This is a genomic window from Ruminococcus sp. 8Y-12 (genome assembly GCF_058119865.1).
The window spans coordinates 1,750,964-1,767,348 of the sequence record NZ_CM176623.1 but is presented as its reverse complement, the minus strand read 5'-3'; the positions used below and the strand labels follow the sequence as shown (position 1 = coordinate 1,767,348).

The 16,385-nt window shown below is 41.9% G+C and carries 13 protein-coding genes; 1 reads left to right on the top strand and 12 read right to left on the bottom strand.

The window, feature by feature from the left end:
• From AC0THY_RS06570 to AC0THY_RS06555, 4 genes are read right to left on the bottom strand one after another with little or no spacing between them, the layout of a single operon-like run.
• Positions 1 to 936 carry an alpha/beta hydrolase gene (locus AC0THY_RS06570; RefSeq protein WP_489993640.1) on the bottom strand — a complete coding sequence of 312 codons (936 nt, stop codon included), beginning with the start codon at positions 934 to 936 and terminating at the stop codon, positions 1 to 3.
• Positions 933 to 1,688, bottom strand: a complete 756-nt coding sequence (locus AC0THY_RS06565; protein WP_489993639.1) for an adenylylsulfate kinase — start codon at positions 1,686 to 1,688, stop codon at positions 933 to 935. The genes AC0THY_RS06570 and AC0THY_RS06565 overlap by 4 nt, the downstream gene beginning before the upstream one ends.
• Positions 1,688 to 2,668 carry an alpha/beta hydrolase gene (locus AC0THY_RS06560; RefSeq protein ID WP_489993638.1) on the bottom strand — a complete coding sequence of 327 codons (981 nt, stop codon included), beginning with the start codon at positions 2,666 to 2,668 and terminating at the stop codon, positions 1,688 to 1,690. Before AC0THY_RS06560 ends, AC0THY_RS06565 begins: the two co-directional genes overlap by 1 nt.
• A complete protein-coding gene (locus AC0THY_RS06555) occupies positions 2,658 to 3,770 on the bottom strand; it encodes an alpha/beta hydrolase-fold protein (protein WP_489993637.1) in 1,113 nt (370 codons plus the stop codon). The genes AC0THY_RS06560 and AC0THY_RS06555 overlap by 11 nt, the downstream gene beginning before the upstream one ends.
• A gap of 172 nt (positions 3,771 to 3,942) precedes the next feature.
• Here AC0THY_RS06555 and AC0THY_RS06550 point away from each other — a divergent pair, with 172 nt between their 5' ends.
• A complete protein-coding gene (locus AC0THY_RS06550; RefSeq protein WP_489993636.1) occupies positions 3,943 to 4,488 on the top strand; it encodes a TetR/AcrR family transcriptional regulator in 546 nt (181 codons plus the stop codon).
• A gap of 466 nt (positions 4,489 to 4,954) precedes the next feature.
• Here AC0THY_RS06550 and AC0THY_RS06545 read toward each other — a convergent pair whose 3' ends face one another.
• The 8 genes from AC0THY_RS06545 to AC0THY_RS06510 form a co-directional block, all read right to left on the bottom strand.
• Complete coding sequence (locus AC0THY_RS06545) at positions 4,955 to 6,160, bottom strand: IS256 family transposase (RefSeq protein WP_489994127.1); 1,206 nt, start codon at positions 6,158 to 6,160, stop codon at positions 4,955 to 4,957.
• Between the two features lie 108 nt (positions 6,161 to 6,268).
• Positions 6,269 to 7,180 (bottom strand): ParB/RepB/Spo0J family partition protein, encoded by a 912-nt coding sequence (locus AC0THY_RS06540; RefSeq protein ID WP_489993635.1) that lies wholly within the window; start codon positions 7,178 to 7,180, stop codon positions 6,269 to 6,271.
• Entirely contained in the window at positions 7,173 to 7,949 is a 777-nt protein-coding gene (locus AC0THY_RS06535) for a ParA family protein (RefSeq protein WP_489993634.1), read from the bottom strand. Before AC0THY_RS06535 ends, AC0THY_RS06540 begins: the two co-directional genes overlap by 8 nt.
• A 13-nt stretch (positions 7,950 to 7,962) precedes the next feature.
• On the bottom strand, positions 7,963 to 8,130 hold the full coding sequence (locus AC0THY_RS06530) for a hypothetical protein (RefSeq protein ID WP_489993633.1): 168 nt from the start codon (positions 8,128 to 8,130) through the stop codon (positions 7,963 to 7,965).
• A gap of 1 nt (position 8,131) precedes the next feature.
• Positions 8,132 to 8,602, bottom strand: a complete 471-nt coding sequence (locus AC0THY_RS06525) for a DUF6075 family protein (RefSeq protein ID WP_489993632.1) — start codon at positions 8,600 to 8,602, stop codon at positions 8,132 to 8,134.
• A gap of 186 nt (positions 8,603 to 8,788) precedes the next feature.
• A complete protein-coding gene (locus tag AC0THY_RS06520) occupies positions 8,789 to 9,403 on the bottom strand; it encodes a sugar O-acetyltransferase (protein WP_489993631.1) in 615 nt (204 codons plus the stop codon).
• Between the two features lie 264 nt (positions 9,404 to 9,667).
• On the bottom strand, positions 9,668 to 10,702 hold the full coding sequence (locus tag AC0THY_RS06515) for a LacI family DNA-binding transcriptional regulator (protein ID WP_489993630.1): 1,035 nt from the start codon (positions 10,700 to 10,702) through the stop codon (positions 9,668 to 9,670).
• A 127-nt stretch (positions 10,703 to 10,829) separates the two neighbouring features.
• Positions 10,830 to 16,364 (bottom strand): leucine-rich repeat protein, encoded by a 5,535-nt coding sequence (locus AC0THY_RS06510; protein ID WP_489993629.1) that lies wholly within the window; start codon positions 16,362 to 16,364, stop codon positions 10,830 to 10,832.
• Between the last annotated feature and the right edge of the window lie 21 nt (positions 16,365 to 16,385).

Here is a 16,385-nt window from a genome sequence, read left to right as displayed (position 1 = left end):
CTACTCTCCTCCTTCCTTTATATATTTACAAATAAATTTATCTACGCAATCCGCATACTCTTCTGGATACACTAAAAGTGAAGTGGCGTGCTCTGCTTCTGGAAACACATGAAACTCTTTTTCGCTTACACAGGCTTCATAATTTAATTCTCCCATATAGGTAGGAACAAAAGAATCTTTTCCTCCATGAGTAAAAAGAATAGGTTTTTTCGCTTGTGTAACGGCTTCTACTGGTTTTGCTTTTTTCATGTCAACCTTGTGTACAAGTCTTAAATACAAATTTGCTATTTCCATTACAAGTCTATTACCAGGAAATTGTATTACATGAAGAGCTTCATCAAAATAACAAGAGAATCCACAGTCTGCTACAATACATTTCACTTGATCCGGCAGCTCTTTCCCACTCATCATTAGCACTGTTGCAGCTCCCATGGATTGCCCATGCAAGATAATCTGAATATCTTCACCAAACTCTTTTCTCATAAAAGCGAGCCATTCCATATTATCCTCTGATTCATGCAATCCAAAACTAATATGTGTGCCGCTACTTCTTCCATGTCCTCTGTGATCAACGAAAAAGCAGTTGTAGCCGTGCTTTTCCCACATCGGATATAAACAGCCAAATTCCATGCCGCCGTCCGGAGACCGATAACCATGATTATAGAATACATATACATTCGAAGCTCTCTTAGATTTAATCAAATATCCATGCAATAGAAATCCTTCTCTGTTCGTGATTTCATATTCCTCCGAAATTAGTTCTTTAGCTTTTGAACGAAGGGTTTGAATAATATCTGGTGCTTCACCAGATGCTTCATTTTCTTTTAATAATTTATCTATATTTCCATTACGATTGGAACCAATATATGCAATCGCTATCCCACTTGCCAATAATAAAACAGCTATTACAAGAATTATGATTACGACAAATATCATTCCACTTCTCCCCTCTTGGAAACACAGATTTTAGCAGTATTTCGCTGAGAAGCTAATAGTTCTTGTTCCAAATTTAAGACAAGTGTAGTAAATAGACTATCCACCTCGCCGTCTCTATTTCTGGATCGACGATGCTCCAAGGTTTCCTCTGGCGTGCTATTTAAGAAAATAGGCACATCAATTTCCTGCAAATTCGCATTATTTCCATGAGTCCATTCAATAATCAGCACCTTTGTTTCTGCAAATGCCACTTCTTCATACCAAAGTTCTGTAATCTGGCGGCCCATTCTTCGCAAAAAGATAGCGTCTTTTCCATCATGAAACTGCCTGATTATTTCATTTACCTCTTTATAGTTGATCTCGTACTCCGAGCCAAGATACTTTCGCAATCCTTCAACACCGAATTTTTCATATACCTTTTCTCTCTCTTTGTCATTATAGACTGGGATTCGATGTGGATAATTATCTCCAGACATGGTATATGAGCGAACTTCTATTTGAGAAAAATAAAATGCCAACAAGGAAGCAATTTCAGATTTGCCAACACCTGAACCACCATATACCGATATAACAATCTTTTCTTTGCTAACTTTTTTTAGTTCTTCTAGCAACAACGGAAAAATAAGTTGCGCTTTATTTATATGCTCTTCCCCAATCACCACCTTATCTCCAGGCATATCTCCGTGTGGAATTTCATCCATTATTACCGGGGGAATCCAAGTTAATGGAATTTTTTCAAGAATACTACTCATTACTTATTCACCCCCTCTTTCTGTGGAGCAAAATAAGTTTTTACCGCATATTGATATGCCTGACGGAAATTATCCCTAGCTTCACAAGCAAGAGTTGACTTTGGTGAATTTATTTCAAACGCATGATAACCGCCCTTGTATATGATGCACTCTGCCTCAACGCCAGCATTTTTTAAATTTTGAATATATTGCTGTGTTTCATCACAAAATGGATCGCAGGAACCTACATAGGAAAACGCTGGCGGTAAATTGCTGTAATCAGTTTCTCTGGAAGGAGATGCATACTTTGATACCTCTGGCGAACGGAAATTTTCACCTAAATACATACGCCAAGCTACCATGTTCTTTGCCTCATTCCAACCAATGCAGTTATTATCTTTCATCGACTCTGTAGACATTGTATTGTCGAGCATTGGATATAAAGGCATCTGGAATGCAATGTTTACTCTTCCACGATCTCTTGCCATCAACGCAAGAGAAACCGCCAATCCACCGCCGGCACTGCCACCGCCAAGGAAAATCTGATCAGAACGTATACCAAGTTTTTGTGTATGCTTATGTAACCAGAGCAGTGCATCATAGCTATCTTCTATCGCTGCCGGGAAAGGAACTTCTACAGACAAGCGATAATCAGGAGACACTATTACACAAGGCGACCATTCCATCAGTTGTTCATACACAGCAATTTCCGCCTCTGGAACACCGCAAGCAAATCCGCCACCGTGTGTCCACAGAATACCAGGGAGTTCTCTGTCTGGTTTCTCCAGCGGTGAATACACACAGATTCGCAATTTTCCACCATCTCTCTTGATAATCTCAAGTTCCTGACAGACCATCTTTTCACTTTTCTTTCCCTGACTAAGTCGTCTGCCAAGCCTTTCGTTCCTTCGAAAATCCTTTTCAGTTCGCATTGGGAGAAAATCCAATATTTTCCCTTTGCGATAGATTTCCGAATCAATCATTTCTTTTTTAATTCTCATACCGCAGTTCCTCCTTAAATATTAATTGTATAAAATCTGTAAAACATTGTTTCCATACATTCCATTCGTGACCGCCATGATATATTCTACGAATGTTAGCGATATGATGCTGTTCTAGGAACACGTCGTCATTCGTGAAAATGGAATAAAATTCATCCTTATCCCCTATTGCACGAAAATACACATCCATAGCCTCTCCATAAGTTGCTAAATTAGTTTCACATAAATAGTCCTTTTCTTCACTTAATGGATTCTGTACAAATCCGCTAAACAAACCGACGCACGAGAATAGGTCCTGATTCTTCATTGTGATTATTGATGTCTGCAAACTCCCCATTGAAAGACCTGCCATGCCGCGATTTTCTTTATTACACAAGGTTCGATACCTGTTATCTATAAACGGAAGGATCTCCTGTATCAGCATCCGCTCGAATCCAATAGCAAAATCAAGTAATAAAGCGTTTGACGTTGCTCTAAAATTCATCCCATTTGACATAACAATAATCATTGGTGTCATCTTCTTATCAAAAATCAATTCATCACAAACATAATGAATTTTGCCCTGGTTTATCCATGCTGTTTCATTTTCCCCATGGCCATGCTGTAAATACAGTACCGGAAATCTTCGATTCGGTTCGGCATAATACTGTGGTGGAAGGTACATCATTACTCTATGCAGGCATTGAAATTCATTGCTATAAATCATCTCTGTAACAATACTCCCCCTTGGAACACCTAACTTAGCATCATCATTTAGATCTATATAATTGCATGGTTGATTTTCCATAAAGCAAATAGGGAAACATTGATTTAATATGTAATTTCCATCAAGTATAATATTAATCATCTGGAAACCATCCAGCCTTTTACAGCCGCCTTCCCACCATTTTCCCTTTACCATCTGAATAGTATGTATTCCATATTGTACTATTACTGAATGCGCATTGGGATAATAAAGCTTGAAGATAATCTGCCCATCATCCACTAACTCATAAGGCTTAGGCAGGATATCCAAATAATTATACTGTGCTAATGCTCCCGGATGCTTATTCATGTGAATAACATTTTTATCACGCAATGATAGCAAATCTTGTATGTACATTTTTCTTTCCTCCCAACAACCTCTTGATAAAAAACTCTTGCTAATTTTCCTGTTTTGTAGTAAACTTTTATAGGAAGGTACATTTGTACTATCCTAAAATAACAATAACAAAATATTAAACTTTTTTCAATATCTATGCAGTCGGACTAAACAAAAAGGTGGGAACTGTCCTATGGAACTTACTAAAAAACAAAAAGAGACCTTGAAAAGAAATAACGCTGAATCAAAATTTATCACTCGAGAAGCGATCAAAGAAGCTTTATATATATTAATGGAAAAGAAAGATTATGATGAAATAAGGATATCAGATATCATTACAAAATCAGGAGTATCCCGTTCTGCATTTTATCGTAACTATAAAATAAAAGATGAAATTCTACATGATACATTAACCGAAATATATGATTTATTCTTAGCAAAAGGGACCTATTCTCTTCAAAGTAATTGGGAACTTATATTTTCAATATTAAGAGAAAATAAGAAAAAATTAGATTTGATACTCAAGGCTGGATTAGAATACCACCTGCTTTCCAAATTCAATGAAAACTTAGATATGAAAAACGGAAAAGATTTCAAGAAAGCGATGAACAATGGACTGATTATTAATGTCCTCATATATTGGGCAAGGTGCGGAATGAAGGGTACAGATAAAGAAGCTGCTGAAAGAGTTATTAAATCTTATAATCAGATAAATAAAGATTTGGAATTGTACTACTGATACACCATAGTTGGTTCACCGTTAGTTTTCCCTATTTTTTTGGTAAGTAACATTCATGTATCATTAACCCAAGGACAAAGTATTTAAAATTTTTATAGATAATAATAGGCCAACATGGATCAACTCCAGTTAGCCTATTATCATGTTAGATTGTATGGCTTCTGACAAGATTACTATAATTTTGAGTCAGAATTCTATTTTAAGTTTTGTCAATTTTACGCCTACGAATGATAAAGTGAATGATATAAGGAATTATAATTGTCGGGAAGCATAAATAGCCTAACATTCCATAGCCTTTTGTAACTAGGAGTGTGTGAAGAAAAGTCTGTAAATACAGTTCTTCTATGATAAGTTTGAGCTGGTAAGTTAAGGAATTAGCTTCCAGCTCTTGTTTTATATATACTTTAGATATCCTTGCATGTCAAGAGAAGGCGAGTGATTCCCGCCTTTTTCAGGACTGTACTTCTTATTCTGGCAGTCGGTCCGAATACATGATACTCAGTTCCCCATAGACCTGAGCCCAGTTCCGAATTGTTGTTGTCCAACCCTTCGTGGCTTCAAATGTGGACAGATAAAGTGCTTTTAACAGAGCGGTATCGCTCGGAAATACACTTCTCTGACGATTCAGCTTGCGATAGGTGCCGTTCAGGCTTTCAATCGCATTCGTCGTGTAAATGACCTTTCTAACCTGTGAAGAAAACTTAAAAATCGGGGATATGGCCTCCCAGTTATCACTCCAGCGTTTCATGGAATTGGGATATTTAGGTGTCCATTTTTCGCTGACCCGTTCCTGGGCTTCCAGCGCTTTCTTCTCATCTGGTGCATGGTAGATGGTTTTAAGGTCTGTTGCAAATGCTTTACGGTCTTTGTCAGGTACGTATTTTAGAGTATTTCTAACCTGATGGACAATGCAACGCTGGTATTCTGTTTTAGGGAATGCAGCAGCAATAGCTTCTTTGATTCCGCTAAGCCCATCGGCACAGATGATGAGGATATCTTTTACTCCACGATTTTTTAGTTCATTCAGCACAGAGAGCCAATACTTAGAACTTTCATTATCTCCGACATTGATTGTCAGAACTTCCTTCTTTCCTTCTGTGTTGATCCCAAGAATAACGTATGCGGCTAATTTTCGAATCACGCCATTATCCCGGACAGAATAATGAATGGCATCTATGTACAGGATTGGATAAATCTCATCCAATGGACGGTTCTGCCAGTCTTCAATCTGTGGAAGAATCTTATCTGTTACATCTGAAATAAATCCTTCTGATGCTTCAAAACCATAAATATCCTCCATCGTTTCAGATATTTGTCGGGTAGTCATTCCTTTTGCATACATGGAGATGATTTTCTGATCAATATCAGAGATATCCTTCTGGCGTTTTCTTACAACCTGAGGTTCAAAGGTTGACTTACGATCCTGAGGAACATCGATATCCATGCAGCCATAGCTGCTGTTAACACGTTTGGATTTGTAGCCATTACGATAATCATCACTGTCTGAACGCTCGGATTTTTCGTATCCAAGGTGGTCATCCATTTCAGCTTCCATCATTTCCTTGATGGTTCCGCCAAGTAAATCTTTGAGTGCATCCTGAATATCCTGTGCAGACTCAATGTCATACTCCTCCAAGAGCTGATGGATGATGTTGCGTTTTCCTTCTGTCATTTGTACTCTGTGTACTGGTTTCTTTTCTCTTTTTGCCATAATAAAAGGCCTCCTATGATTTTATTTTATCATAGAAGACCCTTAGAATCTTTATTTACAGAAAAACTTTCACAGACTCGTAACTAGTGATAAAAGACCAAATTGCGCAACACCAAATCCAAGCAAACATAGAATAATGGTTGTAATAATCACTTTTTTTGTTGGTTTAGCATCTGGATTATAATTTTCATCTAATCTTTTGCATACCCTTGCCGTTCCCGCTGCAACCAGATTTACAGCTGTTGATATCGATCCTACTATAATGAGTAAAGATATAATTGGAAGCCCCTTCTTACTGTATTCCTTCAGTTGAACTGCCGCACTGCCGCTTGGGTATTTTCCCGTCTCGCCTATTGCATCCCATACCCACATCTGCTCTTCCTTTTGCAGATATGACAACTCCGAGCCTGCAATTACTGCTATCTTCTTTTTGTCAACTGCATCCAGCAGTTCTTTTTTGAGATATGTTAAACGAATAAATCGCTGCACTGTTCTCTCATTATCGCCAGCCTTCTCACCAACTTCCTTAGCTGTGCTCCGCCCTTTCTTCCCTTGATGTTTCAGAGCTGCCATTTTCATCTTGTATGCAAATGCCTTTTCACTTGGCAATAAATCCTCTCGTTGAATATTGCTGTCTACCATAATGATAGTCGCTTCATCATCCGTCAGCTCTCGTACGATCATTGGGACTTCTGGAACTCCTGCTATTTCGCAGGCCCGGGTCCGCCTGTGACCGGCTATTACTTCATAGGAGCCATCCTCTTTCGGTCTGGCGATCCCGGGTGTTAATACCCCATATTGCATAATACTCTGCACAAGTTCACCCATCTTGTCATCATCAGCCACTTTAAACGGGTGATTCTTAAAGCTATAGAGTTTGGCACAGTGGATATTCATAAGCTCCATCTCATTCTTTATGCTGCTGTCATTAAAGATTTCTTCATATCCGGCTAAATTTATCCCGGTGTTTCTTCTACTCATGATCTTCCACCTCCAATGCAACCTTCAAATACCTGTCGCCTGCGTCACTCATCGGCAGATATTCAAAGATACTGCTGCCACAGTTAGATGCTTCAGATATCCGTATCGTATCTCTGATTGTATTTTTAAAGATATGGATTTGATCACCATAGGCTTTCTCAATTGCTGTTTTGATCCGCTTTGTATTCTTTAATCGCGGCTTTTCCTTATTATATAAAATCCCCTCTATCGTCAGACTGGGATTATATTTTGACTGAATAACCTTTACCGTGCGCAAAAGTTCTTCCAATCCATCTGCCGCGTACTGTTCCAATTCAACTGGGATTATAACGCTATCACTCGCCACCAGCGCATTCATCGACAACAAATCTAACGTTGGGGCACAGTCGATTAATATGTAGTCATATTTTCCCTTCACCGTATCCAGAAACTCCTTCAATACCGACTCACCATCCGTTACCGTTGTCAGATATATTCTCATAAATCCTAATGATTTGTTTGCCGGGATGATATCTATCTTCTCTTCATGATGAAGGATGACCTGAACCGGATCAAAGTCCAGCTCCTCAATTACATTTTCTAATATAGTCTTTAACGTGTATCGCTGTTTTTTATCAAAACCTAAACCAATCGTCAAATGCCCCTGCGGATCATTATCCAACAACAGCACCTTTTTTCCGATTAACGTAAATGCAGCTCCCAGATTGATACATGTACTTGTCTTTCCAGTTCCGCCTTTTTGGCTTGCGATCGAAATTACTCTACCCATAACTTTTATCCTCCTACGATTCTGACTTTTCTATTTCTGCGTATACCCGAAAATGCTTATTAGTGCCTTTGTTGGCAAACGGTTCAGAGAATTGTAAAACCTTCACCCCTTTGCTGACTTTTAGCACATGCTTGTACCAATTAATTTCCTTGATTGTTCCCTGCAGCCTTACTTTCAGCATCTTATTTACCTCCCTGGCAATATTCCGGATAGCGGATCTTAACTGCCTGCCAGAAATATGGTGCGTAACCACAGCAGAATAGTTCTTCAACCGTATAACATTTCGCTTCGGCTAATGCCTCTTCTGAATTATCTTCATAATCAAGCACACTGGGTGTGCCGTTGCAGTAAAGATTATATGCCAGCCGCACAACTCTTACGCTGCCGCTGGTCATCCAACCATCATGCAGACAATCTGTTTTCACATATCCGGTCTTAAAGTCATAAATCGAATTAACGTGTTCCCTGGTATCACGGCTTATCCCTAATGTATAAACCAATGCTTTATGGTATACGTCCGTATATCTGCATTTTGGCAGGTGTTCAAAATAGAATTGCTCATGTTCTTTAGAATTAAAAGTTATGGTGTTTGTAATTCTTTCTTTCTCAAATTGGGCTTGTCCAATTTTTGCACCTAACGCTGTATTACTCATCCCCAAATCCTCCTTTGGCATAAAAATTTATTAGTTACAAGCCACGTCTGGCATGTTATAATTGCTATAGCATTAAATTATTTATCAGCAAGAAAAGCTGATTGAAATGAAATAAGGACAAATCACGGAATTCCTTGTTTTTACAAGTAATTCTTTGATTTGTCCTTATTATGACATCAGCCTCCATTAATCCTGTTTGTTCTCCCAGTACCGTCTCCTCTGTTCCTCCCAGAATTTCCTGTCCTCCTCTGTGATCCTGCGTAGAACCCTGCACGGATTTCCCGCTGCAATTACATTTTCCGGAATGGGCTTTGTAACCACCGATCCAGAGCCAATGATGGTATTTGCTCCAATAGAAACGCCCGGATTTACCACAGTGCTTCCACCTATCCACACATTATCCCCAATAGCAATGGGTTTGCCAAACTCAAGACCCCCGATCCGCACTCCGGCATCCACCGGATGACCAGCCGTGTAAATACTGACTCCTGGCCCGAGCATAACATTGTCTCCGATATGAACCTCACAGACATCCAGAATCACCAGATTGAAATTTGCATAAAAATGGTCTCCCACATATATATGCTGTCCATAGTCACAGTGAAACGGCCCCTCAATATGGCCTCCTCTTCCGATTCCTCCCAGCAGCTTTTCCAGGATCTCTCTCCTTCTCTCAGGCTGTCCCTCTGTTGTCTGGTTATACAGCCTTACCAGCTCTCTGCACTTTATAAACTCTCCTTTTAGCTCCCTATCCTCCGCACAGTACAACATTCCGGACAACATTTTTTCCTTCTCAGTCACTTCCTTCACCTCTTTACGTTTTACGTTAAACTAATCTTATAATGGCATCATAGCACCATCCGCTTTTCTTTGCAATAGTTTTACGTTAAACCATCGTTTTGTATAATTTATAGTCTTTATTTTTGTCTGTTTTGCACAATCATTTCCTGTCACCCTGCACTCAAAAGAACTTTTCACCGCCCCTTCCGTATATATGGCAGTAAAAAAAACGGCTGCAAGCCTTGACGCTACAGTCGTTTTACGGTTATACATCTCTATTTTTCTTTATGACAGTTCCCTGACCGTTTCTCGCTCTGCCAGAGTAACGGGCAGCCGGATATTTCTGTCCTCTATCTCCTCATTATTGATGCTGCGGATCAGCTGTTTTACTGCCAAGGTACCCTTATCCCCCACACCCTGCCGAACAGTGGTAAGCCTGGGCGCAGTGAGCCTTGCCATATCAATATCATCAAAACCTATCACGGAAAAATCCTCTGGTATTCTAACGCCTCTGTGCTGCATATAATCCATCATCTCAATGGCATAGTAGTCATAGCAAAAAGCCAGGGCCGTAAAGGAGTCTCTCTTATGATAGAGCGCTTCAAACAGCTCCTCCTTGTTCCTCAACTGCTTATTTCCCACAAATATAAGCTCCCGGTCCACTTCAAGTCCTGCCTTCTCCATTGCCCGAAGGTAACCCCTTAACCGAAAGCTCCCCACACCTTCCTCCTCCTCATTTCCCGGATACGCGGTGTCTGCAACATACCCTATCCTTCTATGCCCTTTTGCAATCAGGTAGGCTGTGGCCTCAAAGGCCCCCTCTTCATCCTCTGTTCCCACATTTAGAAAAGGCTCATTCTCATGAAAATAACAGTCCGTATACACAGCAGGAATCTTTGTAAGGCTACCCAGCTTTCTGCAGGTCTGGGTATCAACCCCGATCGTGATGATTCCATCCACATTCCATTTGCTGATTAACCCTTCAATCTCCTCCGTCACATCCGAGGCGTAGAGCATCATATAGTAGCCCTGGTTTTGTATCTCATTCTCTATGGCACCCAGCATTTCTGCGATAAAAGGACTGTGCAGCTTCCCTTTAGACTGGTCTGTGAGGATATTGGAAATCACACCGATAATTTTTGATTGGTTCTGCACCAGCATCCTGGCCCCCATATTGGGGACATAGTTCATTTCCTCCATGATCCGGTTTATTTTCTCAATGGTGGCCTTGGACACCTTTTTGGTATTTCCATGGATCACATTTGACACGGTAGTAAAACTAACTCCCGCTTCCCTTGCGATATCTTTTATAGTTGCCATTTTTCCTGCCTCGCTTTTACTGAGATCGATACTATGATGTTGGGGATGAAATGCCTTATCCCCAACATCATAACATATCTTATTTTTCATGGCAACTTTGACATTAGTACAGCTTACCGGATCCTTTTCATTTTATCCGCGCTGAACTAGATAAACCTTTTTTATTAAGTAACCTTTTATAAGCCTTTTGTTTTTTCTTGGGCACTTTAATGGTTATTTTTTTGGCCGTCCCCTTAAAAGCCTGACTGGATACTTTATTTAGCTTTGTCGATATGATCACCACAGTCTTTAGTTTATTGCTATTGTAAAATGCCTGCTTTCCAATTGTTTTAACATTTTTACCTATCGTTACTTTCTTTAACTTCTTCTGTTTGAAAAATGCCCTTTTGCTGATCTCAGTAACATCAAACGTATATCCTTTTATTTTAACAGTTGCCGGTATGATAGCATTTGTGATATTCTTGCTCTTTGGTTTCACCAAGGTTACCGTACCATTTTTCTCGGCAGATTTCGTCACTTTGTACTGGAATTTGCCGACATACGCTTTGGTTCCTTTTTTCGGCGGCGCATCCTTCACTGGAGGTGTCTTGTCAGTACAAACTTTGTCATATGCACTTTTGGCGGCTATCAGCACCTGATAATTAGTAACCAGCTCCTTCTGTTCGGCGGTGAGTGCATTGTAAGCTTTCATCGCATCCTCAATTGCTGCTTTGCTGCTTGACGTAACCTTACCAATCCGGTTGATCTTCTCAATTACTTTTTGGGCTGCAGCTTTATCTGTCTGCTCCTTTACCAGCTGATCATATTTAGATTTTGCCTCATTTAATGTATTGGCATTCGTAACGAGTTTTTTCTGCTCAGGTGTTAAACTGTTATATGCCGTAAATGCTTCGTCAATTGCGTCTTTACTGTTTAATGTAATCTGATCACCGATTTTTTCGATCATCGAAACCACTTTATTCGCTTCTTCCAGATCAGCCGGGTCCGGACCAAGTGCAGTGATTTTCATATAATGCACGTTGATTGTCCGGCTGTTTTCTTTTGCTTTTCTGACTTGTATCGTCAGGAATCCATCCTTATCCGATTTTGCCTCACCAGTGACTACTCTGTTTCCGCCTGAAGGAATCGACACATTTTGGGCAATCTTCGTCTCTGCTGCTTCACCCTTATTCGCATAAATGTTGACAGGGCTGGAGTTGTTCCAATTATTACCCACGCACACTTCAACGCTATACAGCCGGTCCGGATCCACCTGGAACTTATAATCAATATACAGTTCCGGTATTGATACCTCTCGGTCCTGCCCTCTGGCATAGCGAAATGAAGCTTTCTTATCGAGATGATCCTGTATCTGATACTCATTGGCCCAAGTATATCTGGTATATACAGCATTAGATCCCCCCGGTGTCGGATCTGAAGGTGTTGTACTCGAATCCACAAGTCCCCACAGTTTTTTCGTTACCGGATCTTCGCCAAATATCTGATCGGTCACGGTATTATTCACTCCGAAATCTTCACCCTCTGTTAAAGTCGCCGGGTCATGATCACCACAGTCTACGAAATAGATCAGATTAGAAATATCACTCAGACCCCTGACAGCCGCATAGAGTTCGTCATACGCCCGGTTAATTTCCCACTGCTGCGCATCCTGTTTATTGATGACGGCTTCGGCACCGGATCTGGCAGCCTCAAACTGCTTCCAGCTGCTACTTGAGTAGCTGCCCTTCTGCAAATCTTTATACTCTTGGAAAAGGGCCTTTAAGGTATCCTCCTTCGTATCCGGTTTGGCAAAATATATCTGAACCTTCTGGTCACTCTGCACTCCATCAACTTTCAGGTTATAGGTATTGCTCTCCTTATGGAATACCAAATCCTCTTTGCGTTCTTCCCCATTTACCAGGGCATGCACGATTTCCATCCCCTCCTGCGGAATCATCGAAACATTATAAGCCTCATTTTTGGCCACGACATTTTTATCTGCAAATGCCATACCATACTCTGTACTCACCACATCAATTGGGTATTCTTCCGCCAATGCGGCCGCATGTTCAAGTGCCATAGGCGTGATAATAAACTTATCAAAATTAGGCGTATAGTTCGGCAGACAAGTGGTGGCCGCATGGTATGGGAATTGGCCGTAAGTAATATTCCAGCTGTTATCGTTATAAATTCGAATGCGGTTTTCTCCCGCCTTTAGATCCAGCGTAATTGTCTTCTCTCTAAAGGTATCGTCAGAGAAGGTATTGATAAAGAAGTAACGGTCGCTTTCATTCATCAGATTCCGGTAGTCGACAAACCAATCGGTTTCCGGGCCCAATTTACCCACATAGACATTCTCGGGAAGTTTTCCTTCTTCTGCAGATGCAAAGCCGCCGTTTGGCAGTTTGATTATATTATCCGCAACTTCGAGAACATCGGAAATCAATATATGTGTCATCAGTACGGTATTCTCTTCTGTGGTTGCTTTTACCAATAATTCTACCTTTCCGTTATCATTCGTAACCGCATCGGTCAGATCAATGATCTGCTTTTCTGCCTTTTTACCGCCTCCGCCAAGCGAATAATTTAGGGCTACGGCTTCCACGCCCTCGGCGATCAAATTTACACTGGAGGATGCACTGTTATTCCAGAAATTACTCATTCCTACGGTTACTGCGTATTTGCCGGGATCCAGTTCAAACTTGTAAGCCACATAGCGGGGGCTGATGCCCGCTGAATCTTGTCCATGGGCATAACGGAAGGTATCTTCTTTATTCTTGTTATCCAATAAATCGTTTGCTTCATTAGAGAGCGCTTTTTGATAGGTGGTGTAGACTGCTTCATCATTGCTGTAATCCAATGAATTAACTGCACCGCCCTTAGGCGTCAGCACTTCTCCTTCGGCTTCCATCCATACGCCCCAGCTGTAACCGGTTGTATCCTCACCATATATGCGGTCGGTCAAGGTATTATTGGTACCTAATGCGTCATTTCCGCTTACAGTTGCCGGATTGTGGTCACCACAATCCACATAATAGCGTAGAGTTGGGGTTACCGTTTCATCATCAATCAATTCAAATTTAGGCGAATCCGACTTCCCGTTTACTTCAACAACTGCATATTTATCCACGACTTTAATGTTATAAGGGTGGGTTCCTGCCAGTACCTCATTGGAGTGAAATGCCTGCATTTGATATTTTCCTGCCGCCGGGGCATTGTAGATAAATTCCAGATAATCGGGGCTGCCATAGGAGCCTTCTAATCCTTTCACATATCGTCCGCCGGATGCTCCTGCACTTTCAGCTACCAAAACCTTGTCCGCAAATTGGTCGGGAATGGTATCTTCCGCCTCAAATGTGGTGGAATGTTCCTGTTCAGACAGTTCCCTGACCCGCATATAATCCAAAGCCGCTGCTGCTGTCATGTCGATATCCACGATGTTAATACCTTTTTGCAGATAGATCGACGCGGTTACATCCTGCCAGCCGCTGCCTGACTGGATTTGAACCGTCTTATTGATACGGTTCAAAGTCACAGCGGTATTTCCAACATAGATATTGGCCTGCCCGGCGGCAGTGGAATGATATCTCAATGTGATGTTGTAAAGGCCGCTGTTCTCAACCACTACCGTATTACGGATGCCGCCGCCCGCCGAAACCAGGCGCTTGGAGAGGCCGATAACATAGCCGCTTCCGGAATAACCTGACAAATCCGTCTGCGTGGAGACGGTGGAATCGGCATTCCCCAGCAGCCGGTTCACATCTGCCAGCTCGGCTTCATAAACCTTGTTGAAACCTGATAATTCCTCACCGTATACCCCTGCGTAGGATACTCTGAGAAAATCATGAAACAACATACCAGGCTTCGCATCACCGACTGTGGTTATTTTAATCGTGTGCTTACCAGCCTTTAAATCGTAATACAGTGTTTTTGAACCCGTCATGGTCCTTCCCAAAGTAGATTCCATAATCTGCGTTTCTGCCGCGCTGTCATCCAAGGCAAAGCTTTGTTCGATATTAACGGGATTATGGTTAGGCATATCGAGGTGCTCTGTACCCTGGCCGTTTGCATAAGCAAAAGCCAGTTTGTATTTCCCATCTCTCGGTACCTCAATGGCATATGTCATCGTTGCTCCCGCCGGCATCTCTACCGCACGATTTGAACTGGTGCCATCGCTGGACATATAGTAGGAAGGCCATCCAAATGCTCCCGATGAAGTCTGAGCACCGTTTGCTAATGCTGCATTCTCCGCCTCGTACACATCACCACTGGTCCTTTTCAGTATCCTATCTGCCACTTCGTCTTTTCCAGCCTGGGTAATGGTCAGATTGTAGGCGTTTGCAAACAATGTATTCGGTATATGTACTGTAATGCTGCCATCATCATTGACCGGTATTGCCCCTTCCAGGATGACAGGTGTCTCCGTAACCGCGCCATGAAATCCAGCAAACATGGTCTCCTGTACTTCCACGTGCACTACGGAAGCATTGGCAAATGTATCGGTGGATGTCACATTATTCAGCTGCACTTCCGTATCACCGTCAAAGCCGCCGAACAAAGTCGTGGAAATCTTTTTGGCTTCGTCCATCGTGGAAAGACCATATAGTCCGTCATAATTGGTGCTGGTGGAAACCGGCTGTGTTACGCCTGACATTTCACCATACCATTTATACAGCCACCATGCTCCGTTGCCTTCATTGGCGCCTGCGGCCAGATCATTCAGGTTATTTGCCTGATGCCAGAAGGGCAGACAGCCGGTCACCTTCTCATCCTCGATTCGGCTAATCCAGTTGACCAGGCGCCCCGGAACTCCGCAAAAATCCATCTCTCCATATTCGTTGAAGCAGATTTGAGGCATGACCGGGATTCCTTCCGTTCCATTTGCTTCATTGTATTTTGTCCAGTCAATTTTATTGTTCCAGGCATCTACCGCATCCTCTATGTGCCAGGACATCCCACTCAGATCCTCTGTTTCCAGTTCATGCCAGGTGATCACATCCGGTACGCAGTTGTTATCTGCACAAAACTGCATAAAGGGGAGAAACTCCCCGCTCTGAGCCTGCCAAGCGTAACCGGAGTCATTAGGGCCAGCTACTTTGGCATTGATATCGATGGATTTAACGGTCTCATAAGTTCTTTTCCAGGCCCGATAGATATCACCGCTATTCGGATTCCCCTCGTTTATCGGTACATAGACCATCGCCGCATCAATATCGATCTTGGCACCGATATTATCCTTGGGGTTATCCGGTGTCCCATGCTCTTCTTTCCATTTCGCTTTCCATTCTATTATCGCCGGGGCCATATAATTCTTTATATCGCTGCATAGCTGGTCAACCGTAATATTTCCGGTGACTTCTCCATAGAAATTGTTATTGTACATCTGGATCTGCTCTCCGCCGCTCTCCAAAAAAGTTTTAGCTACATCCAGAGCATCCCCATAAGGATGCTCTGTGCCAAGAGCCGTCTTAGTCACCAGTATCTTTGCCTTCAGCGGTACAATGGTATTTGTTGTTGGCACATCTGCACTGCTGACGCCATACAAGAAACCTGTCGCTCCATGGGCAATCTCACCGGTATTGACATCAGGATCCAAATCCACAGTCAGGGTAGCCTTGGGGTTCTCCTTTTGAGCGGCATGAACCTGAGACTGCATAAATTCCGTTGGCAATATGCTGCTCATCAATAACACACCTGATAGGAT